16 protein-coding genes are annotated in these 26,596 nt (G+C 51.6%); 1 reads left to right on the top strand and 15 read right to left on the bottom strand.

Annotated features, from left to right (window positions below):
• Position 1: 1 nt before the first annotated feature.
• The 13 genes from GM298_RS10280 to GM298_RS10220 form a co-directional block, all read right to left on the bottom strand.
• Entirely contained in the window at positions 2–952 is a 951-nt protein-coding gene (locus GM298_RS10280) for a hypothetical protein (protein ID WP_032672586.1), read from the bottom strand.
• A gap of 18 nt (positions 953–970) precedes the next feature.
• Positions 971–2,188 carry a beta-ketoacyl synthase gene (locus GM298_RS10275; RefSeq protein WP_266154065.1) on the bottom strand — a complete coding sequence of 406 codons (1,218 nt, stop codon included), beginning with the start codon at positions 2,186–2,188 and terminating at the stop codon, positions 971–973.
• 4 nt (positions 2,189–2,192) lie between these two features.
• Positions 2,193–4,751: a beta-ketoacyl-[acyl-carrier-protein] synthase family protein gene (locus tag GM298_RS10270; RefSeq protein ID WP_025759036.1), complete on the bottom strand. Its 2,559-nt coding sequence runs from the start codon at positions 4,749–4,751 to the stop codon at positions 2,193–2,195.
• Positions 4,752–4,847: 96 nt separating this feature from the next.
• Complete coding sequence (locus GM298_RS10265) at positions 4,848–6,008, bottom strand: aminomethyltransferase family protein (protein ID WP_025759037.1); 1,161 nt, start codon at positions 6,006–6,008, stop codon at positions 4,848–4,850.
• 29 nt (positions 6,009–6,037) lie between these two features.
• Complete coding sequence (locus GM298_RS10260; RefSeq protein WP_013095701.1) at positions 6,038–6,319, bottom strand: acyl carrier protein; 282 nt, start codon at positions 6,317–6,319, stop codon at positions 6,038–6,040.
• Positions 6,320–6,340: 21 nt separating this feature from the next.
• The gene (locus tag GM298_RS10255) at positions 6,341–6,889 is read right to left on the bottom strand and encodes a 3-hydroxyacyl-ACP dehydratase FabZ family protein (RefSeq protein ID WP_025759038.1); all 549 of its coding nucleotides are present in this window, start codon (positions 6,887–6,889) and stop codon (positions 6,341–6,343) included.
• Between the two features lie 3 nt (positions 6,890–6,892).
• Entirely contained in the window at positions 6,893–7,648 is a 756-nt protein-coding gene (locus GM298_RS10250) for an SDR family oxidoreductase (protein ID WP_059385942.1), read from the bottom strand.
• A gap of 20 nt (positions 7,649–7,668) precedes the next feature.
• Complete coding sequence (acpS, locus tag GM298_RS10245; protein WP_094919492.1) at positions 7,669–8,037, bottom strand: holo-ACP synthase; 369 nt, start codon at positions 8,035–8,037, stop codon at positions 7,669–7,671.
• Positions 8,038–8,055: 18 nt separating this feature from the next.
• Complete coding sequence (locus tag GM298_RS10240) at positions 8,056–9,636, bottom strand: ShlB/FhaC/HecB family hemolysin secretion/activation protein (protein WP_266154127.1); 1,581 nt, start codon at positions 9,634–9,636, stop codon at positions 8,056–8,058.
• Between the two features lie 127 nt (positions 9,637–9,763).
• Positions 9,764–13,636 carry a beta strand repeat-containing protein gene (locus tag GM298_RS10235; RefSeq protein WP_266154064.1) on the bottom strand — a complete coding sequence of 1,291 codons (3,873 nt, stop codon included), beginning with the start codon at positions 13,634–13,636 and terminating at the stop codon, positions 9,764–9,766.
• 294 nt (positions 13,637–13,930) lie between these two features.
• On the bottom strand, positions 13,931–16,078 hold the full coding sequence (locus GM298_RS10230; protein WP_266154063.1) for a polysaccharide biosynthesis tyrosine autokinase: 2,148 nt from the start codon (positions 16,076–16,078) through the stop codon (positions 13,931–13,933).
• Between the two features lie 17 nt (positions 16,079–16,095).
• Positions 16,096–16,545, bottom strand: coding sequence for a protein-tyrosine-phosphatase (locus tag GM298_RS10225; protein WP_025759048.1), 450 nt, complete (start codon positions 16,543–16,545; stop codon positions 16,096–16,098).
• Position 16,546: 1 nt separating this feature from the next.
• The gene (locus GM298_RS10220; RefSeq protein ID WP_047957799.1) at positions 16,547–17,686 is read right to left on the bottom strand and encodes a polysaccharide export protein; all 1,140 of its coding nucleotides are present in this window, start codon (positions 17,684–17,686) and stop codon (positions 16,547–16,549) included.
• Positions 17,687–18,049: 363 nt separating this feature from the next.
• Here GM298_RS10220 and GM298_RS10215 point away from each other — a divergent pair, with 363 nt between their 5' ends.
• Positions 18,050–18,745: a LuxR C-terminal-related transcriptional regulator gene (locus tag GM298_RS10215; RefSeq protein ID WP_266154062.1), complete on the top strand. Its 696-nt coding sequence runs from the start codon at positions 18,050–18,052 to the stop codon at positions 18,743–18,745.
• 111 nt (positions 18,746–18,856) lie between these two features.
• Here GM298_RS10215 and GM298_RS10210 read toward each other — a convergent pair whose 3' ends face one another.
• Together GM298_RS10210 and GM298_RS10205 are read right to left on the bottom strand one after the other, a co-directional pair.
• Positions 18,857–19,798 (bottom strand): OmpA family protein, encoded by a 942-nt coding sequence (locus tag GM298_RS10210; protein ID WP_059385944.1) that lies wholly within the window; start codon positions 19,796–19,798, stop codon positions 18,857–18,859.
• Positions 19,799–19,897: 99 nt separating this feature from the next.
• Positions 19,898–26,596: Ig-like domain-containing protein (locus GM298_RS10205; protein WP_266154061.1), on the bottom strand; the 6,699-nt coding region annotated here is incomplete at its 5' end.

Below are 26,596 nucleotides of genomic sequence, written 5' to 3'. Positions count from 1 at the left end.
GTTATTCCTTGCAAGAGTCAATGTCGAAATAGCTGTAACCGAACTGCCTGTCAGGAACGACAGTTCTTAATTTTCCGGCGAAATGCGGCGCCTGCTGGATATACGCAAAGCTTAATGCCGGCGTCAGGCAGCCACTGGCACCATAGGTGTCGACCAGATCTAACGTCTTCACCGGCGAAACGGTTGAGCGAGACAGCATCTCTTTACGCAGACCGGCAAACGCCACGCGATCCGCAGCGTCCGTGTTCTCAAGGGTATCTGCCAGCACGTATTGCCCGCCGTTCACCCGGATCGCACTTTCCTGCTGACTAAAAATGAAACATCCCGCACGCTCGACGGTTAAATTGACATCCTGGGCTTTACCCTTGTGCTTCTCTCTCCACTTGAGCGCAATATCTTCGTCCGAAAAGACCAGCACCGGGATCGCCCGGTAGGCGGCGCAAATCACCACGTAATCAAACACATCCCAGCTCAGGTAATCCTTTGCCAGACTCATGGCCTGAATGAAAGATTGCCTCTCCCCCCGGAGTTTGCAGGTGGGTGAATTCACGGAAAATTTCTTCACCAGGTTTTTGGGCAGCGTATCAATCATCGAGATATGTAATGCGCTGGAGATATTTTCAAACGGCCCGGATTCGCCCCAGGAATCGACATAAATAAATGCCGTCCGCTGCTTTAACAGCCTCATCCGCTCTTTCGCCGACAGCGCCATGAGGGCGTTATCTGCCGCTTGCTCCATTGCTTCAAGGTATTTTTGATACTGAGGATTACGGATCATCTCACCGGGATATAACTCCGGCTGGGTCCCAAAACGTTTTAAGCCCCAGCCGTTGGCATGGGTTGATTTAAGCGCTTTATTAAATAAATGCGCCTCCCAGGCGTTTAGCCAGCTGGGCTGATAGAAATAAAATTTATCTTCCGGCTCAATGAGCGAAAATGAGGATAAATACATGTAACTCTCCATGATCGTTCAACAGCCTGGATGAATATCAGACATCACGGCGCCAATAATTGAGCCATCCACACCCACCCCGACTTTAAGCAGATGATTTTTTTGATGTCCAATAACGCCCTGGTCAATCAGGACATGCTGAGCAACGGCATCAATAATGGTGTCGTTGCCAACGGGTGAAATAAGCTCTCGCTGGGTTAGCGAATGATGCCCAATAATTAAATCGATAATCCCTGAGCCGGTGGCGGTATAGCCAATCTGGCCTTTATAAGCCAGCACCGGGAGGGTATTCCCCCCAGTAAACATCTCGATCGCTTTGGCTTCCGCTTTATCACTGACGGATGAGCCATTACCGTGGGGGATAATCGCGCATAATGCCTCCGGGTCGAGTTCAGCTTTTTTCATCGTGGCCTGCATCACTTTTAATATATTGGTGCTAAGCCAGGAACTGTCGTTGCTTCTGCCTGCGCTGATTTGGGTATAGGTTGTTTGTAGCCGCACCCCTCCCTTTGCTTTTCTGGCACGTCGGTGACGGCAATTTTCCAGCAGAATCGCACTATAACCTTCAGCGAAAAGCACCCCCTGACTGTTTTCACCAAAGGGCTGAACAAGATGGCTATCCAGCATCGACTGGGTATCCAGAAACCAGATATCCTGGGTTTTTATTTTCGAGCAGTTCACGACTAACACAATATCCACGCCGCCATGCTCAATAGCCTGGCAACCTAAATGCACCGCCGTCAGGGCTGAATTACTGGTGCAATTCATATTGGGGGGTAAATACTGCAGGTTATATTTACGCGCAAGATGCCCGGCAATACGATCCTGCGACATATTATCGACATGCAATTGCATCAATGACTTTGAAAGATAAATATCCTCAACGTCATTTTTGTTGTAGAAACTTTTATAGGCCATACCATCGACCCGCGGGCCAATACCGGTTAAATAAACCCGGGCATTGCACCCGGCCAGCCATTGTGCATCCAGGTTTGCCTGGCCGAGTGCATCGTCAATCAGACGATAAAGCAGATCTAATGCGCTATCATCCGTATGATCCAGCGTGGCAATATGTTTATTGCCATCGAACCCACATTTAATTGCCTCGTCGTCGGATTTAAACCAGGGTTTTCTTTCAACGCGTTTGCCCAGCTTCAGATTATGAATTAACTGAAGACTGTCTTCGGCAAACGGCAGACAGGAACTGAACCCCGAAATGATAGCGGCATTATCCACAATATTATCCTTTAATCACAAACGCGTAGTAGTTGCCGCCTTCCGTCGCGCCCACCAGCAATACGTGCTTCAGGGCAAGTTTCAACGGTTCACGAACGAAGTTAATTCGTTTATCGAAGAACTCAACGGTATGAGGAATAGCGGGAACCGCCTGCTTCTTAATACAGTCAATAATGACGGCCAGGTTAAGCAGTCCGGCAGCAGACGCCACAAAGCCAAAGCAGGCGTTGTAGTTAACAACCGGCACGTCCGGCTTTGTCCGGGCGAAGATTTCGCAAATCGCATCAATTTCAATGCGTGAGCTGTCATCGCTACCGTTGCTGGTACCGCAGACCAGATCGATCTCCTGCGCCGTTACACCGGCATCCGCCAGCGCACGGGCGATGGCCAGCGCCATGGAGGAGGATTTCTCGTCCCGCTGAGAGGCGTCAAAATAGCTGTTGCTACAGGCTTTACCGTAACCGGCCACTTCCGCCAGCACTTCTGCACCCCGCGCGGCGGCACGCTGCGGATCTTCCAGCAGCAACATGCAGGCACCTTCGCCAGGAATGTAGCCCTTCGGATCGTTACCGTAGACCTGATATTCTCCGGCGTTGGAGGTCATATGCAGCTTCTGAGTAACGGCATCCATATAGAGGGACATGGACGGGAAATACTCATCCGCACCGCCCACCAGCACCTGCGGCTGCAGATCCTGACGCACGATTTCGTAGCCGTAGGTGAGTGCGCCTAATGCCGCGTTTTCACCGGTCGCCAGCGTTGTGGTGTAGCCCTTGATGCCTTCCGAAATGCCGCAGAACGTTGGGATGGAGTTCATCAACGATCCCGGGAATTCGGAGGTTCTGACTTTGCGTGGGTCCGGCTTAAGGCTCTGCAGATATTTGTAGGTTGTCTCCTGCGGCCCGCTGGACATCCCCATGACCATGCCAAGCGCGTCGCCATCACGCTTGATTTTACGCTTCGCCTGCTCCAGCGCTTCGGACAGGGCAATCAGCGCGAATGTCCCGCCACGCGTGGCCTTACGAGGGTCAAAGCGGCGCAGATGTTTACGCGGCTCGAGCCCGGTAACCTGGAAGGTTTTAAAGTGTTCATTCGCTTCCGGCAGCGTTTCGGCCAGCGCGCTGAAATCTTCCCCAAACAACGCTTCGAACTGACGGGTGGTTTCAAGCACCTCCAGCAGTTCTTTCGCCTCTTCCAGCGTGTCTTCCGGGAAGGTGACGCCGCCCAGCTCAACGGTATGGTGTTGTTGCCATACGTTGTCGAGGATCTCGTTAACGGTGTGGCCAATCGCGGAAACGGCACCCAGACCGGTGATCGCCACACGCTTTTCGTCGTAGGCAGTGACCGGGATCGAACAAGGCTCCATGCTGATAATCATGCTGCAGTTGTTACCGCCGAAGGCATAATTGTTCTTCATGAAGAGGTTGATTTTCTGGTCACGGAAGTCGTTTGGCACGTAATCCAGATCGCAGTTTGGACGCGCGTTCGTGAAGTTCAGCGTCGGCAGAACGCGGTTATCCGGCAGCGTGACCAGGCAGGCGATCAGTTCGACGATGCCCGCCGCACCGATGTTATGACCAAAGTAAGACTTGGTTGAGCTCACCAGCAGTTTTTCATTGTTGGCGAACACCTTTTTCATCGCCAGCGTTTCGATACGATCGTTGGCTTCTGTTCCGGTACCGTGGGCGTTGACGTATTCGATCTGATCCGGGGTGACGCCGGCATTTTCCATCGCCTTATGCATGACCTGCACCGCGCCGCTGGCGCGTGGATCCGGTCCGGTTTCGTGGAACGCATCGCAGGAGGTGGCATAAGAGAGGATTTCACCGTAAATGGTGGCGCCGCGTGCGACCGCATGTTCATATTCTTCAAGTACGATCGCCCCGGCCCCTTCACCGATGGACATCCCCGAGTTGCCGGAGAACGGCGTGCAGGCCTCCGGATGCATCACGTTCAGGGCATAAAAGCCCGCGAAGGTTGGCAGGTAGATCGGTTCCGTCCCGACGGCCAGCATGGTTTTGCTTTTGCCGTTCTGGATATAGTCAAACGCCATACCGACCGCGTTAGGGCTCGCCGTACAGGCGGTCGCGACCAGCTCAACGCCGCCCTGTAAGCCGAGCAGCGTGGAGACGCTGGAACAGCAGGAAGAGAAACCGCCAGAGAACAGCGCTTTACGCAGGGAGAAGTCTTCCATGCGTTGCTCAAACAGCGGCAGAAACGCCTCTGTCCCGGCAGACGAGACACCGACAATTAAACCGGTCTCTTTAAGTTGCGCCTTATTCTCAGCCAGCCCCGCCTGTTTCAGCGCATCTTTCCCCACCTTCCAGGCCCAGAGTGCGGCATTATCCAGGGAGGCGATAACGTCATCCGGTAATTCCGAATAATCAATGTCATGCAAGACTTCGGCGGCTCTGGCATTCTCAAACCATTTTGAAAACCGCACGCTGTCCGTGACGCCATTTTTTTTATTCAGTAATGCGTTTCTGAAATCCTGCAGGTTTTCAGCCAGCGAAGAGAGAATACCGATCCCGGTAATGACAACCCGTTTTCTGTTTGTCTTCATAAATATATGTACCGCCATGTACAGGCAATAAACCGCGAAAAGGATCCGTGGTGTTAATATCCCCACGGATTCTCTTCTCGCCGTTTTAATTAATAATTACAGTGCGCTTTTCGCTTTAGAGGCATCAACAAAACTGTGTTCAGTAGGATTCACCAGCATGCTCAGGTTATAAATAAATGGCATACCTTTGGTTTTCGCGGTCACCGTTTCCGAACGCGTTTGAATCGCAAAGCCGCTAATATCAGACCATGCATATTCATTGTCCATCAGCGCCAGAGCAATAAAGCACTGCAGGGCGGGAGAATAGATGGCCTTAGCCACGTTCCCGACCACCTGACCATCAACCAGTACGTTATCGCCTGATTCAATGCCCGAACAGGCACCCTCGGTAATCATGCCGATAACCTTGCGTGCGCCTTCGCGGTGAGACAGTTCTTCGGCCGCGTCTTTACCCACAAAGCCTTCTTTGTCGTACTGCACGGCCCATTGCAGCTGCAGCTCTACCGGATTGAGGTTGTACTCCGCCCACAGCGCGTCGTCCCAGCCTGGGTTTTCGATACGCACAATTTTCTGGTAGTCCAGCCCGCCGGTCTGCAGCTGGTATTTGCCGCCGTGCTCCAGCAGCTGCTGCCACTGATCCAGCAGCTGTTCCTGCTGGCCAATGACCATATAGGCGAATTCACCGTGTTTACCGCAGCGGAATACCATCAACTCATCGTCGGTATTCATGTACTCATAGTAAGGCAGACCAATCACGTCGAAGCCGTGGATCTCGGACATCAGCTCCCAGGAGTAAGGCCCTTCTACCATGATCGCGCCCCAGTTCTGCTCGCGCATATCAGCCATTTCGGGCGCTTCCTGGATATCCAGCTCGTCGGCTTTTTCCAGAAGGGCGTTCAGGCCAGCGATAATTTCCGCCGCCGGAATGTTCTCGGACATGATGTAATAGCCCTCGGATGAGCAGAGCACATACACATCGCCGCGCACGGTACCGTCTTCATTCAATACCAGCGAGTAGATCCCCTGCTCATCGCGGATAATCGAGACATCGGCAGAGACAAAATAGTTCACCAGTGCCCAGGCATCATCCCCCATCACGCTGACAATCGACATGTGGGAATAGTCCACCAGCAGCGCATTTTCACGCACCGCTTTATATTCCACCATGGGGTCGTGATAGGCAGAAGGAACGTTGGCATTGTTGTAAATGCCCATTTTCGCTTTGTTTTTTAAATGAAAATCATAAAGAGATTTCATAACGTAATCCTGTTATTCGCAATGATAAATTAAGCTTTTTTCTTCTGGATGATAAATGTCGCCAGATTATTGATACTTCTCATATAAGAAGGATCGTCGCTTTCGCTCACTTTGATATCGAAAACTTTATCCAGCATGACCACAATTTCCGTCGCATCAACGGAGTCCAGTTTTAAACCATTACCAAACAGGGCAGTATCATCATCAATTTGAGACTCATCACGTTGGATATTCAAACGCTGAATAATCTCAGTTTTAATTGTCATCAGCACGTCCTTGCGCTGGTCAATTTCGTTTTTCATTGTAGACATGGTTATAACTCTCTCAGGGGTTTATTTTGTTTCGCGGAAATTAATAATGGTGCCATGGCTAATTAACCGCTTACCGACGTTTGCCGTCACGGAATAGTGCTTAAAGCCATGGGCATCAGAAAATGCCAGCTTGCTGGTCACTTCAATCGAATCGCCTGGGTAGGCAATATCTTTAAATTTCAAATTCTGGGCCGCCAGAACACCGCGAACCTGTGCGCGGCGCGTGCGAATGATTGCCAGCATCTCGTCACGCTGAATGAGCGCATGAATGTCGCGTAACGATTTCAGCTCACCACCGAACGTCTCATTGTAGATATCGCAAATATCGGTGAGGAACGACAGATACTCGCTGGCCTGACCAAAAATCTCAGAAATAATGACCCCGGGCATGATCGGATCGTCCGGGAAATGCCCCAGCAGATAAGGTTCGTTATAGGTGATGTGTTTGGTCACCTTCACGTAGCCATTTTCGCCATATTTGAAGTCATCAATTCTGTCGACCATCAGCAGCGGCTGGCGCCAGCCGCCCATTTCCAGAAAAATCTTCGAGGGGATAACGTATTTAGACATAACTCACCGCATCACCAGACCGCCATCGATAACGATGGTTTGACCCACAATATAGCTGGACGCTGTCGAGCCCAGATAAACGATGGTGTTGGCCACTTCATCACACTGGCCCAGACGGCGCAGAGGAATGGAGGCGGTGACGCCACGCACGACGGTACGGGATACCTTCTTCACCATTTTGGATTCAATCATTCCCGGCGCGATGGCATTTACGCGCACGCCATACGGCGCCAGCTCAGCCGCCAGGGTACGGGTGAATCCGAGGATGGCCCCTTTAGACGCGCTGTAGTTTGCCTGCCCGACGCTGGGGATAATGGCCGCAATGGAGGCCACGTTAATGATGGCCGGGCTTTCGGCGGAGCGCAGCAGCATTAAGGCTTCTTTCGTCAGGCGGAAAATGCTGAACAGGTTGGTGTCCACCACCTGGCTGAAATCATCAAAACTCATTGAGGCAAACAGGCTGTCTTTCACAATCCCGGCGTTGTTAACCAGCACATCCAGCTTGCCCGCTTCCTCGGTCAGGCGTGAACAGAGCGCAGTGACGCTCAGTGGATCGGCGAGATCGCACTGAATCAGCGTGAGTTTGCCCCCGGCCGGGTGGGTTTCTTTCAGTTCGGTTAACTGCGTGGCATTCGATTTATACAGCGCATAAACGTCGCAGTCCTGATCAAGAAACTTAGCGCAGATCGCCAGGCCAATATCACCACTGGCGCCGGTGACCAGAACCGTCTTTTCCTTAAGATCGTTATATTGATACATAATATTCACTGATAGTTAGGTTAATAAAGTATGACAACAGCCGTCGCATAACTCTGACAATGCGAAATACTCAACGATGAATTCGCAATTTTTTTCTCGACCAGCAACGCTTTTACGCGTCCGTTAAAAATAAAACAGGGGCATCCATAATCATCATGGCTGATTTCGATGTCCTGAAATGTAATACCGTCCCGGAAGCCACACCCCAACGCTTTTACGAGCGCCTCTTTCGCGGCCCAAAACCCTGACGCACGTTCATAATTGGGGTCGGCCAGATCAATTTTTTTGATTTCTTGTTCGGTATAGACCCGCTGTAAAAAATCTGCCTGCCAGTGGGTTATTGCCCGACGTATTCGTGAAACCTCGACGATATCCGTACCGATACGCATTTTTTTGCCAGTCCTTTTTTATAACTGATAAGTCAGATTCAGATTAAAATTAAGCTTATCGACATCCATGCTGCCGGGGTATTTCAGCGGTACTGACAGTGATGAGTCATAGCCCAGACTTTTTATGCTTCCCTGAATACCCACTGTCCCACCGATAATAAATTCCTCACCCCAGGTCTGGTCCCGCCGCATTTGCCCGCCATCTACGCCGATATAGTAGCTGGCGTTGATATTTCGCACCGGGTGATAGAGTGTATTTTGCAGGTAGTAACCGCTGTTTCCCGTCAGGCCAACGCTATTTTCAAACCCACGAACGCTCCAGCGATCCCCTATCGTTATTTGATCCTGGAGGGTCAACTCACGCGGCGCGTATTGCGCAAAAAAAAAGGCGCTATATACGTTATTGCTAAACTGTCGGGTATAGCGACTTTCAACATTAACCCGCTGACTGACGGGGCTGACATCGCCATAGACCATATCCGGCGTTTTTTCGGCACCGAACCCGGTGACAAAACGCTGCCAGGATAAGGTGGAATCCCAGTTTGCATTCACCAGCTGCTGCGTGTAATTCACACCAAACTTGACGTTATCCATGTCACGCTTCTGCAGGACAAGCTCTTCGCCATTAATGGTATAACCGGATTTTCGCCGAATCAGCTCGGCACTCCCCGTCACCTTCCGGCTTTTATCCCGGTAGACCGTACGCGACGCTTTGACGCTGCCGTACTCACTCTTTCCGGCGTAGTCCACCGAGGTGTAATAGAGCGGTATCGCCTGCCGCGAACGACTGCCGCTGTAGAACAGTGAGTAATTCCAGTAGCCTACCGGCAGGGCATAGTAACCACTTACACTCTGGTACTGCCCCGTCGTGCTCTTCGTTCCTGCCAGATAAAACAGGTCACTAAAGCGGGCGGTGTTGTATAAATATCCCACCACTGAGGCCAGGTATTCTCCTGTCGCTTTATCGCCCCAGTTGTTATAGCTCGCCCGCACGCTCCACTGCTTTTCCCGGTTGGTGGTGATGCGAATCGTGCTATACCCATGCTTCGTACCCGGTTCAATATTGATCTTCACATCCACGCCGGGTTCTTGCTGCAGGTTTTCCAGGCCCTGCTCGATATCGCGAATATTCAAAATATCTTCTTTCGCAAACGGCAGCATCCATGGATTAATATCATTATGCTCGACAATAATTTTTTCTATTTTCCCGGCATTCACATCAAGCTTCAGCGTGCCGGAGGAAATATCCTGCGAAGGAATAGTGATACGGGTCGTGATGTAACCGGCATCAATATAAAAATCTTGCAACGCGGTGGCAATTTTCACCACACCGATGCTGCCAACGCAGCGTCCGAGGATCTCTTTTTTAACCGCTTTTTCGGTTTTACGTTTCAAAAAATCATTATCAAGAACAAGCGCCTTTAGGGTAAAACAGTTTTCCTCCTCCGGTAGTTTATCCAGTCTGAATACTTTACGTTCGGTGCTGGAGAATACATCCTGCCGATACACCTTTTGTTCTTTGAAAGCATTCAGATCTGCATTTTGCTGCTGTTTAATCAGAGTAGAAATGTCGTCAACCGCAAACAATTGAAAAGACATCACCAGCAATAACAGTAAAAATTTAAATCGCAGTTCCATTCACTTTCTCAGAAGAAAAGGCAGCAGGGTCTCGTTCTGACTTTGCGCTATCAGGCGATAGCTGCTGCCTTTTGTTACACCTTATCGATTACATACCAACAATGGTGCCGGTATTGGTTACTTTATTGGTAATCAGTTCCATACCGTATAAGCCGCCGAATACGGCATCCTGACCGCTGTTTGTCACGTTATTCGCCGCGACACCAGCAACGCCATAAGACAGCATATTGAGGTAGTTATAGATATTTCCTGTCGTTTTCACAGACAGCGTATAATCGCTCACAATATTACCGCGGTTGGAAATGTCGGCACCGGCATTCAACGCGATATTCTGAGCAAGAATATTACTGTTGCTGTTATTGGTAATGTGACGCTGAGTATCCATTTTCAGATTGGTACCCGCGACGATGTCTTTGAAGTTCTCAACACCGTTCAGGGCATTAATTGCCAGCGCGTTATCTGCAGAAAGCGTATTGCGGTTATACAAAGTACCTTTCAGCACGTTGACGTTCACATCGCCTTTACCGCTGATCCAGCCGTAGTTGGTGACGCTGTTATCCACAGTCAGATTAAGATTCTTATCTGACGCGATAACGCCGGTCGCGGTGTTGTTAGCCATGCTGCCATCGCTGTAGTTGCTTAGCGAACCCGCTGTCACATCCAGGTTGCCCGCACTCCAGAGGGTTGCGTAGTTGTTGTAGAACGTGCCTGCCGCTTTGACGATCGCATCGGCGCCGCTCACCAGCATCGCACGGGTGTTATCCAGCGTCCCTTTAGACAGCACGCTCAGCGCACCGTTATCCGCGATGATACTGCTGTTGTTGTTGTAGACGTTCTGCCCGGAAACAGACACACCTTCTCGGCCAATCATGCCGCCAACATCGCCCGTCACACCAAAGGTTTCGCCGTGATAACGAACAAAGTTGTTACCGTCACGGTTTTCAACATTTCCGGCCGCATTCACGGACAGCTTTTTGTTCGCCACGATCATTGCGGTGTTGTTATACACCGTTGATTTCGTCTCAACAGCGACATTCTCACCCGCAATCAACCCGTTGTTGTTATCCACAATGTTGGCTGAAAGTTTGATATCACCGGCCTGAGAAAGCAGTGAACCACGGTTGTTGTCGAAATACCCCATCAGCGCCAGGTCGATATTGCCGTAGGCAGCCGTCCGACCGTAGTCGTTATTCAGTCGGTTTGCCTTAAGAACGAGATCGCTACCGGACTCGATTTTCCCGTAGTAGTTATCAACGGTTCCACCCGCGGTAATCGTCACATCGCCGGCCTCAGCGATGAGCTTACCGCGACTGTTATTCACATTGCCTGTCGCCGTCAGCGTCAGATTGCCGTCGGCTTTGATCGTGGAGGCGTTGTTATCAATGTTATTGGCACTGAAGGAGGCATCGCCATAGCTGACCATATTCAGGTCGTTATAGAGATTACCTTTAGTGGTAATCACCATACCGTTGTCAGCGACGATGTTACCGCGGTTGTTGACATCATAGACCGCCGAGATCGTGACGCTATCGCCCACCATGTTGCTGTCGGTGCTGTTCGTCACGCCACGCTGGGTATTCACCACCAGAGCGCCACCCGCAGCGATGTTTTTCTGGTTTTCAACACCCGACTGAGCAGAAACCGTCAGCGATTTCTCAGCGGAGAGCGTATTACGGTTGGTCAGGGAGCCGTTCAGAATGTTCAGGATGGCATCACCCAGGCTGCTGATCCAGCCATAGTTGGTCACGCTGCTCGCCACATTCATCGTCAGATCGCTGTCAGCCGCAATCACCCCCGTCGCATTGTTGTCTTCGAGCGCGCCGTTGCTGTAGTTGCTCAGGCTGTTGGCCTCGATCGCCAGATCGCCCATGCTGTAGGTGGTGGAATAGTTGTTGTTAAACGAACCACCCGCCTTGATGGACGCATCTCCACCGCTCACCAGTAACGCGCGAGAGTTATCGATGTTGCCTTTTGCCTGTACTTTCAGCGGGCCTTTTTCAGAAATGATACGGCTTTGGTTGTTGTAAATCGTGTTCCCGGACAGCGAGACGCCTTCTTTACCAACCATGCCGCCATTCTGCTGAGGCATGCCGAAGTAGGTACCAAATGCAGAGCCGAAATCCGTACCGTAACGGTTTTCGATGTTATCGCCTGCAGTAACGCTCAATACCTTACTGGCAACGATGAACGCGGTATTGTTATTAACCCCGGCATTGGCATTAATGGTGACGTTTTGTCCCATAATGAAGCCACCGCGGTTGTTCAGGGCATTTGATGCCAGGGCAACATCACCTTCTTCAGAACTGAATACGCCAATGTAGTTGGTGATATTGCCACCCACTTGCGCGCTCACGCCGGTACGGCCCGCTACACCGCCGTTGTCGTTACGCATGGAGGCGGCTTTAGCAATCACTTTGCTGTTGGAATTCAGCTTACCGGAGTAGTTATCAATCGCGCCGGCACTTTCGAGGGAGATATCGCCATTCGACGCCATCTGCCCACCGTTATTGTTGATGCTGTTCGCGGCAATCTGCACGCCCTTCTCAGCGATAATGCCTAACGAGTCATCGCTGGCCGTATCGGCGGTTTTGGTCGCGCCGTTGTTAACGGTGCCTTTCGCGGCAATCTTGGTGAAACCACCCGCAGAACGGATCATGCCTCGGTTGTTATCGACGTTACCGCCGCTCACAACGTTCACATCACCGAGGGAGTCAACTAAACCGCTGTTGTTGTTAACAGCAGCAGATTCAAGGCCAACATATCCGCCCTTGATCTGGCCGTTGCTGTTATTCAGGGTGCCGGTTTTTAACGCCACGATCCCGGCTTCAATACCGACAGTATTCCCTTTACCGTAGTTGGTTAAGGTGTTGTTGTTGGTATCAGCAGCCAGCATGCCCGCTGCGGCCATTTTACCGTTGGTGTTATCAATGGCGCCGCTATTGACGTAGAGGTCGCCCATCGTCGAAATGTTGCCAGAGCGGCTGTTGACGAGGGTATTTTTGTTGGTGTCCAGCGCAATGGTACCGACGGACGTAATATCCCCGGTGGTGTTGTTCAGTGCACCATTGGTTTTAATATTGATCTGACCAGAGGACTCAATGCGCGCATTGTTATTCAGCAGTTGACCGTTAGCGTCAATATTTACGCCGTTAACGCCACCCGCAATAATGCCCTGGTTACGCACGCCCACACCGCTTTCGGTGCTGACGAGAGTGATCTTGTTGGCATACATCCCGCCGAGGGCAGCCACGTCAATGCTGTTGGCATTACGAATGCCAGCCGCAGTAACAGAGCCGGTGACCTGACCTGCCGCGTTGACGTAGTTATTACCCGCCACAACGTTCAGCTCACCCGCGCTCACTTTGTCAGTGACCACCACATTACGGGACAGAATTTCTGTCGGGCTGGCGTTATTCAGTTTACCCAGCGTAATGGTGCCGCCATTGACAGAATAACCGGCTAACTGATCGTTCTGAATATCCGGCGTACCGGTTGTCAGGGTCAGTTTACCGGTGTTAATGGAGCCGCCACCGTTAACGGTAATCCCGTTCGGGTTGGCAATGATTAAATCGGCTTTATCGCCCGCCACTTCCATCATACCGTTAATAGCAGAGGCATTTTTAGAGGTGACTTCGTTCAGGATGACTTTCGCCGACCCGGAGGTCAGATTGCTGTTCCCCTGCACCTTACCCGCCAGGACGGTGTTGGATTCAGTCGTGCTGTTATTGAAGATAAGTCCATTCTTATCAACGTTTAACTTGTCATACACATTATGAGAAAGCCCCTTATCGTTGGCTTTATTAATGTTAATGACGGGCACATTTCCGGCCGAATACACCACGCCGTTCTTGATGTTAATCTCTGCTGTGTGCGCAACAAATGGCAGAGCGAGCAGGACAGAAGCAGCAACGGGGTGCCACTTCAGCTCCAGCTGAAAGACTTTATTTTTTTTACTATTCATTTGATCGACTCTTTATTACGGAATTATTACATTTTTCAAAATATAACATCACCACTCTAAATAATTACTTCATATCCGTTGATTGCTTTTGGTCCCTCCTGTCACTCCCTGATGGTTCATTAATTTAGATTTTTAAGAGCATTCCTTGACATTAATTCTGGCATTTTTATTCTGAACTGGCATTCAGACTGCACCACATAACGGGAACTTTTAATTAGGAACTCGTCATCAGGCCTTCGGAATTTTATACATTCCAGACCTGTCAATACGTATTCATTAAAGAACAGAGATGAATTATTCCTGGTATGAGTAATCGCCATAGCTATAAGAAGCTGAAGCCCGCTTCTCAACACCGTTGAATATCACACCCTGGATAGCGATACCGTTTTGATCAAATCGACGCAGTCCCGCTTCAACTTCCTGGATCGAGTTCTGTTCGAACCTGACGACCATCAGAGACGTTGAGGCGAAACGGCCAATGATCGCGGCATCCGTGACGCTCAGAATCGGTGGCGTATCCAGAATAATGACATCGTACTGGGCTGAACAGGCGTCAATCAGCGTCCGGAATTTCTGCGACATAAACAGCTCGGCAGGGTTGTTGACCATTCTTCCCCGGCCAATAAAATCAACGCCCTGGTACTCTGTCTCTTCTATTACCTGGGCCACCTCCGCATCCGAAGATAAATAATCGGCAAGCCCTGCGTGGCCGTCCGTTTGCGAGAAGATACTGTGCAAATAGCCCCTTCGCAGATCGCAGTCAATCACCAACACCCGGGTGCCGGCCTGTGCCATCAGCACCGCGAGGTTGGAACTGATGAAGGATTTACCCACCCCCGGTGAGGTACCTGAAATCATTAATATTTTGTTCTCCGCCTTCAGCATGGCGAAATGAAGGCTGGTCCGTAGCCCTCTTATCGCCTCAACCGCCAGCGAGGTGGGCGAAGATTTGGCTAACAGCTCGTCAGACTGGTAGGTTGTAATGGCGCGGCAGCGTCTGCTCTTCGTCCGTTCAGGCGCCAGCGGAACGACGGCATGAACAGGAATACCCCGTTTTTCCAGCTCCGCGGGCTGTTTGATCCCTTTGATTAACATGTTGCGTATCAGAATCACGCCGGAGGCGAACAGGAAGCCCGTCAGCGCCGACAGGATGACAATCAACAACTTTTTCGGTTTAACCGGCTTATGCTGGGTGACAGCATTGTCAATAATACGAACATTACCCAGCGTACTGGCCTTATTGATATTGAGCTCATGCTGCTTGTTCAACAACAGCATATAGATATCATTTCCCATCTGCACATCACGGGTCATGCTCAAAATTTCCTGCTGCGTTCGCGGCATGGTGCTGATACGTTGATTAAGCTTCTCTTTTTCTTCCTGCAGGACGGCTCGTTTTTCTGACAGTGCTTTATAAGCCGGATGCGAACGCTTATATAGCTTTGAAATCTCGGCCTCTTTAAAGGTTAATTCATTCAGTTGGGTATCGATGGACACCACATTGTCGAGGATGAATTTAGCCTCCAGCGATAAATCCACCGACTCATTATTTTTTCTGAAATCATTGAGTTTATTTTCGGCCGTCACCAGATTGTTTTTAATTTGCAGTAATTGTTCATTCACGAAGGCCAGACTCTTGCTGGCCTCTTCTGACTTACGTGCAACATCCTGGGCAAGATAATTGTGGCTGATCGTTTCAAGAATTTTGCTGATCATCACCGGATCGGAACCGGTCATGCTGAGATGAAGCATCCCATTGCCACCGGATTTTCCATCCACCACCAGGTTGTTTTTGATCTCATCAATCACCGAATATTCATTGTGTTTACGTAAAATGAAGACGGTGTTCTGCGTCAGTTCGGCATGTTCAAGCATAAAATCAATGCCGTGCGCGTGAAGCGGGACGCCGACTTTACCCTGCAACACGGTCTCGCCGACCTGCAGGGTGTAATCACCCGCCACCGAGATAGTCAGGATCATCGCTTCGTTCAGGAACGCCTCGGGCACGGCCAGGGTGGAAATCTCAATCTTTCCCGTCGGTTTGCCAAACAGGCGCAGGAGCAGCGTATTCGCAAACGGATAGCGTTTCTCAGTCACGGAGATATCCAGGGCCAGATCGCGCACGGTTTTGCCAATCACCATCCGCGATTTAATTAACGAAATCTCTGATTCTGAAGCGACGCCGGAGCCTTCAGGCAGCATTGTTGAGAGTTTATTTAAAAGCCCCGTAGAAGCATTTTTCTCAACCTGAATTAATGCATCACTTTTATAGACGGGCGCTAAAGTGTAAGCGATAACAATGCCGAACGCGATAAACAGTAATGTTGTCACCGCAATCCAGACCTTGCTGTAATATAAAACCTTAAGGATTTGGAAAAGGTCAATATCCTCCTCCCGCGGAACATTATCGGTTTGCGATTTGCTAATGTGTTTGTCAAACATGCTCTAATCAGCCTTGATTATTTAACCTGCTGGAAAACCCTGACCCATTCTTCGGCAGCGGAAAAAAGTTGTTGAAAAATAACACCTGAAATATCTCGTCCCCGACGATAAGGATCAGCGATCTCCATTTGCTGGAGCCAGTAGCCGAATAAAAATGTCTTTCCCCGGGATTCCATTGCCAGGCGGGTAACGGCTTCAATATGATTTTGCTCCATGGCCAGAATCAAATCATATTCGCGACACATCAACGGCGTGAGTTGTTTTGCACAATGGCCCTCTAATGAAAGGCCATGCTCGCGGGACGTCTCTGCCATTACGGGATCGGCCGCCTCACCTGTTAACGCAGCAATCCCGGCTGAATCCACCTTCATATCGGGCAAGCGTGAACGCAAAAGGCGTTCCCCCACCGGGGAACGACAGATATTGCCTGTGCAGACGACAAGAATGGACTGGTATCTTCCATTCATATTAATTACTCCAGTTCCTGATGAAGCGCGTCGTTTCCGTCAGGCTGTAGACACCACTAATGGTGGGCATTAATTGATTAATGACTCTGTTCCAGCGAGAAACAGGCGCAGTCGTCACATACACAATATCGTACGGCTTGAGCCTGAATTCGGTTCCAAGCACCAGCGCCGTCGCATCCCGGGCATCAAGCTGATAAATATTTGCCTGCTTTCCTTTTGCCGCATCCGGTTTGTTTTCCGAGCGGATCACAAAGATACCGCTGGCATCACTGGTTAATTGATTCATTCCCTCCGCATTGCCCAACGCTTCCGTCAGGGTCATGCCAGAGCGATCCATCTTCAGGGTGGTTTGCTTCACAACATCCCCCATGACGAAGACCTTTAATTCATCATTGCGAGGGATATACAGAATATCGCCGGCATAGAGCAGCTTATTCTGCTGCAGATCGCCGTATTGCATTAACGCCTGCAGGGAGATAATTGATTTTTTACCGCCCTGGGTTAAAACCGCATTGCCCCAGTCCGCGTTTTCAGTCAGCCCACCCGCCAGATTCACCGCATCAATAATGGTCAGCGGAACGTTGGTGATGGGCTGCTGCCCGGACTGATTAACTTCGCCTGAAACATACACTTTCTGAGAACGGAATGCGGCAATCCCCACATCAACCTGTGGGGACTCAATGTATTTCGCCAGGTGTTCAGCGATCAGCTCCCTGACTTCGGTGACCGTTTTATCCTTAACATGGATTTTTCCGATGTAGGGGTAAAATATCGTGCCGTCTGAATGCACCCAGTTCCCCGTATCGCTGGCGCTACGGTACTGGCCGGACGGGGTGGTGAGCTCAGGGTGCTCCCACACCGTAACCATGATGATATCTCCGACACCAATGCGGTATTCATACGCTTCAAGCCGTTTATTCAGCTCAGCATTGGCGTGGGCGACCACCACGTTCTCGCGTAATTTTTCTATCAGCGCCGGGGTGACAGGATAAACGTTAACCTTTACATCATTGAGGTTCTCGGGATCGGGTGTTTCGACCACCGTTTTCCCGGCGGTATCAATATGACTGCCAGGCGTGATCTGACACCCCGCCAGTAAAAATAGCGTGGTGAAAATAAACAGAACTGAAAATTTTCTCATACTTTTCTTTATGCCATTTCAGGGAAATGACATTTCCTTATAATTAATCAACCACCCGTGGTGTTGCAGAGAGAATGAAGAGTGGAACCCGCAATTGATTAAATGATAAACCTTAAAAGTATACCTGTCCTGCAGACGTAGAGTAATCTTACCCACAGACGTCTCTTTCTTAATATTACTATAAAGCAAGACCAAAACGGCAGATACGTAAACAATTCCCATTTATGTGGAGAGCATTCTCAAATAATAAGCCGGCGACATCGTGTAAAATAAAAATATATACATACCGTATCATAAGCTCGATAGCATGCAAATCTTAGGCTAAAAAGAGACGTGCTGAATAAATTAACCAAAGGGATAACCATGGATACGTCGCGAGTCATACTATCAAGATGTCATTTCAGCAATATCGGATTGCGTCACTTGCTTTCCGGCATATTCAAAAAAGAAGAGATTATCTCTTTTTATAATCAACATCATTTATATGACTGGGCAAAAGGTATCAAAAAAGATAATTTTTTTACCTTATACCTGGTTCTTCCTGACTCCATTTATAGCAATATTGTCTATTTTCAATGGCTTATCTCACTCCAGCGAAAAACAAATCTCCGCGCGCCTGAAGAAATCATCATCGCCTACCACTCAGACTTTTTCCCGGAGCTTTTCGCCTGCATTTGCTCGCACTATAAACATCGCCTGGTGAACATCAATAATCTGACCAACGATGAGATTGTCAAAAAAATGCATACCCAGCGTCATCCCAGTAAAAGTGGGGTGGTCAAAAGATACATCGAGCTAACGCATATGGAGTTCTGTGTGTTAAAGCTGATGATCTCGGGCTATACCATTGATGACATCAGTACCTTATACAACATCAAACCGAAAACCACGTACACCTACAGCAATAACATTATGAAACAGCTGGGGTTTAACTCATTAAAGAAAATTTACTCCTGCGGTGAAATCATTAGATCATCGATTGAACATGAAATAATAAGAGAAAAGAAAAAATACTACAGCCTTGCCCGCATCCAGATGTACGAACCGCAGACTGCTTAATACCTCATACCCTGTTACACCTCTCGCTGTGTCTTCAAAACCCGTTGCAATTCTCCAAAAAAAAATACGGAAAGCATTTCTGCAATCCGTATTTTTTGTTTCTACGCGAACTTAGTGGCTTTTCACTAAAATTTCTACGCGCCGACTGTTGACGTTACATCCTGCCGCCTGTTGGCTGGCCGAAGTCCCGCAGCCTTCGGCACTTTGCGCGACCCCCATGCCCGTGGTGTTATTGATCAGCTCCGGTTTAATGCCTTTGGCAATCAGTAACGAACGAACGGTATCGGCACGTGCTTCAGACAAACGCTGGTTAGCCTCACGGCTGCCAATCGCATCGGTATACCCCACAATCTGGATCTCCCGAACGTTATTTGCCTTTCTGGCGAATTTCACCACCTCGTCAAGCTTATTGCGCGACTCCGCAAAAATCCCCGCCGCATTACTGGCCGCAAAGCGGAACAGAATTTGCTCCTGAATAAGCACCACGCCGGTGTTATTCACGTAATCACACGCTTTTACCTGTGACGCACGGTTAATGATTTTGCTCTGTTTATGCATGTTGCTCAACAGAGATTCAGCCCGTGAACGCTCTTCCAGTGCCGCCGTATTTCCTGTCGTGCCTGGATTAACCTGAATAAAATAGGTTTGCGCACTCTCGGTGCTGAGCTGCTGCAGGGGGTTTTGTTTGCCCTGATAAGTGGGATGATCGTTGAACCAGGACTCCACCGCATGCGCGCCTGGCGCGGCGCACAGGACGGTAAATTGCCCTGGCAACAGCACCGACTGCAGCTCGCGATCGACATAAATTGTCGCGGGTACGCTCCCCTCAGGGTAATAAACCACAATCTGCGCCAGTTCAGGGGTAACATCAGCTACAGGACGATATGGCTGAGGCGCCGCCTTTTTAGATACCGGCTTTGTCTCTGCCGGTATATCGATGACATGCTTCACTCTTTCCGCTGACAATGCAGCGCTGGATATGAATACGCTGAGCGCGGCAGTAATCGCACACGCCAGGTTTATTTTTTTAAACTTATTAAGGGTTACTTTCATTTATCCAATTCCCGATTAACCCAGTGATTGACTGTGTAACAACGATATAAAGATGTGCGCAGAAAGCCCGCCATCCGAAGATGGCGGGTATTGACTGGGTTACATCATGATTTGGTTATTCTGCAGCAGCGTCACCAAATCCGTTTGCACGTCGGCCAGCGTGACAACCTGGGTAAATCCATGTTGTCCGCCCTGACCGTCACGGTCGATACTGATCACGGTGTCATTACCCACAACCTCAACCTTGACGTAGTCAAGTACGCCGCGGGAGGAGTAATCCAGCTCCAGTTTTCCTTCGTCTTCGAAGAAGGAGACTGAACCTTTGTAGTCAAGCAGTTCGCTCATATCGAGCAGATCTGCATCACTGTCTTTCACCAGATTACCCACCTTGAAGCCGTGGATCGTGTCGTGACCGTTGCCACCGGTGCTGTCGTTGGTCATACCTGCCAGCACTTTGTACATCAACGTATCGTTGCCGCCGTTGACCAGATAGAAGGCGTCGTTACCCCCACGTCCTTCAAACACGTTATTCGCGGAGTTATCCGTAAACGTGTCCTGCTGGCTGGAGCCTACAAGACCCTCAATGCTGAGGAGCTTATCGGTACCATTACCGGTTGCAGTACCTGTCCACAGGTTCGCGTTGATGGCCGTTGTTGAACGGCTATAGTCAACGACGTCCATGCCGGCTTTTTCACTCCAGACTGGCTTACCGCTCACAATCTGGTTCCAGCCACCGCCACCGTTGTAGGTGTCGTTGCCTGCTGAACCGAAGAAGGTGTCGTTATAGCCGGTACCGATGATCCCGCTGTTGCCGGTGGTATTGTTCGCGGCAGTGCCGCTTTCCGCCGTCAGTACGTAGGAGTCATGGGCTTTACCTGTTGTCAGGCCACCCCAGTTCTCATTCACCGTACCGTTGGTATAACCACCGATGCTGCCCGTTGCGCCAACGTGATCCGCTTTACCGTCGGTAATGCGCAGCATCTGCACGGAGTAAACTTCGTTCGGATCCAGTCCGAAGAAGCTCACCAGCCCCATGCTGTTGCTGGAACCGGAGGATTGCGGGTTAATCAGCTGGGTTGCCACAAGCTCGCCCGCGGAGTTATAGAGCTTCACGGTGTTGCTGTAGAAGGTATTGATGCCGTTACCGTCAACAATACGGATCTGCAGGCTCGTGCCGTCCGCCGCGATGTTGGTGTTTTTCACCAGCAACGTGCGTGCCGCGTCGTCTCTTGCCACCACATCGGCATCTGCCCCAGAACGGTACAGTACCAGGTCCATCGAACCGTCCCAGTCGTAGTCAAGCGCCACGGCACCGGTCAGGTTGTTAAACGTCGTGCTCCCCGTCAGGCTGACTTTATTGGTACCCCAGTTGTTACTACCGGTATTGGTATACAGCATCGGCGAACCAGTCACGCCAGAGCGTGGCACTTCGATGATGTCCATCTTACCGTCGTGGTTCCAGTCCACTGCCAGCGACGTGCCGCCGTCAACGTTATCGCCAAACCACAGTGCCTGGCTGTCAGTTGCATTGAGCTTGCCGGTACCATCGTTGAGATAGATACGGCTCTCATCGCTGTTACTACCGCCCTTCGATCCTCGACTCAGGAACAGATCCAGCCAACCATCGTTGTTGTAATCTGCATAGGTCATGGAGATTGACAAGTTACCGTAGTCTTCATGGCCATCGTCACGGAACACGTTCGTGTAGTAGCCAACTTCACCGAAGTTAGTCTTCGACGTTCCGGTTGTCTGGTTATACAAAATACCCAGACCACGTGAGTTGTTACCGACGAGGTTGCCAGCGCCGTTGTAGTCGATATGTGCCGTAATATCTACGGTACCGTTGTTATCGATATCCACAGCGCCCACCTCGTGCAGCACACTCAGTGACGCTGGCAATGCCCCGCCAGGATGTCCGTCAGAGAAGCCGGCATTATCCTCGTAACTCAGCGTGCCCTGCGTATTCTTGATGAACGAGATGGAGTCCGCTTCTGAGTCACCCAGCACAAAGTCCAGATAACCATCACCTTCACGGTCATAGGAAATCACGCCGCCGAGGTGGTTCAGGGTACCCTGATCCAGCGCCTTCGCAGAGTAACTACCGTCAGCGTTCTGCAGCCAGTAGGCGGTACGACCCGCGTTACTGTAGCTACTGATCTGAGACATTACGTCGGCATAGCCATCGCGGTTGATGTCCGCAAAGGCAGCGGAGTTTACATAACGGCTGTAGGACGTGCTATCTACGTTGTAACCCGCACCGTTGTCAGTTGACGGCTGTGCAAGGTACGTTGAATCGTAGTCTTCACGCGTGACGGAGTCATAGACGCGTCCGGCGTTCGCGGTTGTCGTACCGGAAGTACCACGGGCACTCTGGAAGAACGACCACAAACCGTCCTGACTGATGGTCACCGCAGCGGCGTTCAGACCGCGGCTATCCGCATCGGTCGTTCCGCCCCAGGTTTGTTCAATCAGCGTACTGCCGCCACCTTCGGTGACCCCTGTACTGGTGCTTGCGCTCATGCTTGAGCGGTTACCCGCTTCATCCCAGACCACAAAGGCCAGGTTATGGGCGCCCGCAGGCAGCGTCGTGTTCAACGTCCAGGAGCCGTCCGCGTTCGCTTTCGCGAAGCCAATGACCTGATCCAGACCTTCCTGATAGGTCCCGTTGTTGTTCACATCACTCACCAGCGAGACAATCGCCCCCGCTTCAACACGGCCGTACTGACCGCTGGAGAAGGTGAACGAATCTCCGGTGGTGGTGTGCTGCGGCACATTCGGCGCCCCGGTAATACCGTCCGGAGAATCCAGATCGATAACCACGTTGTAGCTGTCCGCAAACTTCGTGTTCGTGCCCGGGTTGCCTGCAACGTCAATCACCTGCAGCTTGAAGTTATGCGTGACGCTGGCCATCGCTTCCGGCAGTTCATAGCTCCAGCTCTGGCCGTTAAGGGCCAGCGTTTTCCAGGTTTTACCGTTATCCAGCGAGATCTGCAGATGCTCACCCGCCTGCAACGCAGCACTCAGGTTACCGCTGATGGTCACCGTACGGTCACGGGTGATCATGTCGCCGTTAGTCGCCGTTGCGGCATGGCTGAAGTGATCCCCGGTCGTCAGACCATGGCTGGTATCGGTGGTGACTTTGGTGGTCGTCGTCAGACCATTCATGTCACTGCCGCCCGATGCCACCTGCAGAGCCTGAGAATCGGTGCTGCCAACGTTACCGGCGTTATCCACCACGCGAGCCTGGATGGTATAAGCCCCATCGTTCAGCGGCGTGTTCTGCATATCCACAGTCCAGGATGTGCCGGTTACCGTTGAGGCACGCGTCCAGGTTGCCCCGTTGTCGAGGCTCACCTCAACCCACTCGTCCGCCTGCAGGGCTTTGTTCAGCTCACCGTTAATCAACAGCGTGTTATCGCTGGTAATAAAGTCGGTGTCTGAAGCGCCACGGTCTTCCGAGACAGAGCTGATGTTGATCACTGCGTCAGAGACGGTGGTATCGACAACAATCGTCCAGGTGTTGCTCGGCGTACTGATGTTGCCAGCCGCATCCGTAGAGGTTGCCACCAGATTCCAGGTGCCTTCAGCCAGCTTGTTCGCATCGCTGATTTGCAACGTCCAGTGACCCGTCGTGCTATCGGCAACGGCGGTACCCAGCAGAATGCGCGTTGTCGCATCCACCTGATGGTACACATTCACCGTGCTTCCCTTCTCCGCCGTACCGGTAATTTCCGGCGTGGTGTCGTTGGTCGGCTTGCCGTGGGCAACGGAACCCTGAACCGGGTTAACGTCATCCAGCACATTCGTAATAACCGGTGCGACAGGCGCAACCGTATCCACCACCAGATCGAAGTCAATCGGCGTGAGTGGGTTATTGGACGGATCGGTCCCGGTAATACGCAGCGTATGCGCGCCATCTTTCAGGCTGCTCTGCAGCGTGAATTCCCAGTTACCGTTGGCATCCGCTTTCACCGTGCCAAGCTGAACGCCACCGACGTCGGTGATGATAATAGTGCTGCCTGCCGTCGCCTTACCGACCAGCTGTACCTGGCTGTCGTTGGTAACGTCACCCTCGCGAAGCACGCGTGAACCACCCGCTTCCTGGACGTCATCCACCACCTGCAGCAGTTGCAGATAGCTTGCGCCCGTGGAGACGTTGACAGTGATATCATCCACGATCGCGCTGCTGTTACCCGCCGGATCCGTTACCTGGGTCGCGAACTGGTGTTCACCATCCGCTAACGGCGTGGTTGGCGTGTACTGCCAGCTACCATCAGTGTTCGTCACAACAACCGAAGCAATCGCCTGGCCGTTATCATAAATCGTGACCGTACTGCCCTGCTCCGCTTTACCGGTGAAGGTCGGCTTGTTGTCGTCGGTGGTCATACCGTCGGTTAACTGACCTTTCCAGGCCCCCTGATCGTCAGCCACCTGCAGGCCGGAGACCGGATTTGGCGCTGTTGAATCAATGGTGAGGGTGAACGAACCACTGCGATCGCTCTCCTGACCTGCGCTGTTGGTATTGGTCACCGTAAAGGTGTAATTACCGTCAGCCAGCGCTGGTGATGGCGTAAAGCTCCAGGTGCCATCGCTGTTCAGCGTCGTCTTACCAACAACCTGAGTACCGTTGTAGATGGTGATCGTATCGCCAGCAGCTCCGTCCGCCGTTCCTTTCAGGGTCGGCGTGTCGTCTTTGGTCAACGCATTGTTGGCCAGGTTGATAACGGTGGTGCCGGTATCGTCCAGAACGTTAACGATCGCTGGCGCATCCGGCGTGTCGGACATAATGACGTCATAGCTGTCAGCCGGTTTTGCCACGTTGCCAACCCGATCGGTTTCCGTCACGGTCAGTTTGTTGATGGAATCACCGTACAGCGATTCAGATGGCGTCAGTTCCCATTTGCCATTCTGATCAACCGTCGTGGTGCCCAACACCTTCGTGTTGCCGTCTTTATCCGTGGTGTAGACGGTAATGACGTTGCCCGCTTCCGCACCCGAGCCGCGAATCACCGGACGTGAATCGTCCAGAACGCCGCCATCCGCAACAATTCCCTGAACGTTACCCACGTTATCCGTTACGGAATCGATGGTCACTTTGCTCGCATCCGGCGCGGTGTAGTCGGTGGTCAGAATGAAGTCCGCAGACTTATCGCTGACGTTGCCGGCTTCATCCGTGGCCGTCACGTAGAAGGTGTTTTTGCCTTCCGGTAACTTGCTGCCCGGTTTGAAGTTCCACGCGCCGCTGCTGTTCGCGGTGACTGAACCCAGCAGGGTGCCATCAAGGGTGTAAATGTTGACGGTGCTGTTCGCTTCAGCCGTACCGTGCAGGATTGGCTGCGGATCGTCAGTCACGTCGTTGTTGCTCAGATCGTCCTTAACCGTACCCACCTGATCTTCCGCGTAGTCAATACTCGGACGGTTCGGTGCTTTACTGTCAATTTCGAAGCTGAAGGTGCTGGAGGTATCCTCTTTACCCGTCAGATCTTTAGCGGTTGCCGTAATGTTGTGTACGCCATCGCCCAGATCGCTGGTAGGGGTGAATGTCCAGTTACCGCTGGCATCTGCCGTGACGGTGCCCAACACTACGTTGCCATCCTTGATGGTCACGGTGCTGCCTGCTTTCGCTTTACCGATGATCTCCGGACGCGCGTCGTCAGTGACGTCGTTCGCCTTCAGTTCACCCGTGACGCTGCCTTTATCATCCATGACGCGGACGATGGTGACCGGAACGCTGGAAGTATCAAGCGTGACGGTAACACCGGCATTTTCAGCTCCCAGGTTGCCTGCTGAATCTTCAGCACGCGCGGTGAAGGTATATTCCCCATCCGCCAGTGAACCGGTGGTGTAAGACCAGTTACCGTTCGCGTCTGCTACCGTCGTACCGTTTTCCTGGCCGTTCACATAGATGTGAACCACGCTGCCTGGCTCTGCTTTACCGCTGATGGTCGGTGTCGCATCGTCAGTGGTATCGCCATTGGACAACGTACCGGTCTTAGGACCTTCGTTATCGCTCACGATAAAGCCAGTGACCTCACCCGGTGCGCTGGTATCCACCGTGATCGGGAAGCCGCCAGTCTGCGGGCTTACCTGACCAATGTCGTTAATGGCTTCCGCGACAAACGTATGAACGCCGTCCGCCAGTTTCGGCGTATTGAAGGTCCATTTGCCCTGGGCATCAGCCCGGGTTTCACCCAGCAGGGTGGTGCCGTTCGGGCCGCCATAAATGCGAACCGTGACACCGGCTTCAGCCGTACCCGTCAGCAGCAGCGTGTTGTCGTTGGTCAGGGCATCCTTTTGTAATGGGCCGGTATGCGGCGCAACATCATCTTCCACACTGCTCAGGGTCGGTGGCAGCGGCTGACCGCCGGCATCGATCTGAATAATGTATTCCGGTGATGCCGCCGTGGTGTTACCCACGCTGTCGGTCTCTTTCACCGTCAGGTTGTAGGTCCCGTCAGGCAGGGCTTTCGTGACCTGAAGTTCCCAGGTACCGTCGGCCTGCACTTTCGCGGTGCCAATCACCTTGTCACCGTTGTAGACGGTGATGGTGTTGCCTGGCTCTGCGCCCGTACCCTTGATCAGCGGCGTGTTATCGTCCGTCTTACCACCTGAGGCAATCGATCCGGTTACGGAACCAAAATCATCCACCACATCGGTAATGCTCACTTTGCTGGCATCCGGCGCGGTGAAGTCCAGGTTAAGGACGAAGTCGTCCGACGCGGCACTGGTGTTGCCCGCCCTGTCGGTGGCCGTCACGTGGAAGCGGTGCTCGCCTTCCGGCAGTTTCGCCACCGGCGA

It is taken from the genome of Enterobacter sp. HSTU-ASh6 (assembly GCF_026319105.1).
GTDB classification, from domain to species: domain Bacteria; phylum Pseudomonadota; class Gammaproteobacteria; order Enterobacterales; family Enterobacteriaceae; genus Enterobacter; species Enterobacter sichuanensis.
This window is presented reverse-complemented; position numbering and strand designations above follow the sequence as displayed.

Bases quoted from the DNA above. Each gene is read 5' to 3' on its own strand.
- GM298_RS10280 (WP_032672586.1), bottom strand. From the start codon at position 952: ATGTATTTATCCTCATTTTCGCTCATTGAGCCGGAAGATAAATTTTAT.
- GM298_RS10270 (WP_025759036.1), bottom strand. From the start codon at position 4,751: ATGAAGACAAACAGAAAACGGGTTGTCATTACCGGGATCGGTATTCTC.
- GM298_RS10265 (WP_025759037.1), bottom strand. From the start codon at position 6,008: ATGAAATCTCTTTATGATTTTCATTTAAAAAACAAAGCGAAAATGGGC.
- GM298_RS10260 (WP_013095701.1), bottom strand. From the start codon at position 6,319: ATGTCTACAATGAAAAACGAAATTGACCAGCGCAAGGACGTGCTGATG.
- GM298_RS10255 (WP_025759038.1), bottom strand. From the start codon at position 6,889: ATGTCTAAATACGTTATCCCCTCGAAGATTTTTCTGGAAATGGGCGGC.
- GM298_RS10250 (WP_059385942.1), bottom strand. From the start codon at position 7,648: ATGTATCAATATAACGATCTTAAGGAAAAGACGGTTCTGGTCACCGGC.
- acpS (WP_094919492.1), bottom strand. From the start codon at position 8,037: ATGCGTATCGGTACGGATATCGTCGAGGTTTCACGAATACGTCGGGCA.
- GM298_RS10240 (WP_266154127.1), bottom strand. From the start codon at position 9,636: ATGTCTTTTCAATTGTTTGCGGTTGACGACATTTCTACTCTGATTAAA.
- GM298_RS10235 (WP_266154064.1), bottom strand. From the start codon at position 13,636: ATGAATAGTAAAAAAAATAAAGTCTTTCAGCTGGAGCTGAAGTGGCAC.
- GM298_RS10230 (WP_266154063.1), bottom strand. From the start codon at position 16,078: ATGTTTGACAAACACATTAGCAAATCGCAAACCGATAATGTTCCGCGG.
- GM298_RS10225 (WP_025759048.1), bottom strand. From the start codon at position 16,545: ATGAATGGAAGATACCAGTCCATTCTTGTCGTCTGCACAGGCAATATC.
- GM298_RS10220 (WP_047957799.1), bottom strand. From the start codon at position 17,686: ATGAGAAAATTTTCAGTTCTGTTTATTTTCACCACGCTATTTTTACTG.
- GM298_RS10215 (WP_266154062.1), top strand. From the start codon at position 18,050: ATGGATACGTCGCGAGTCATACTATCAAGATGTCATTTCAGCAATATC.
- GM298_RS10210 (WP_059385944.1), bottom strand. From the start codon at position 19,798: ATGAAAGTAACCCTTAATAAGTTTAAAAAAATAAACCTGGCGTGTGCG.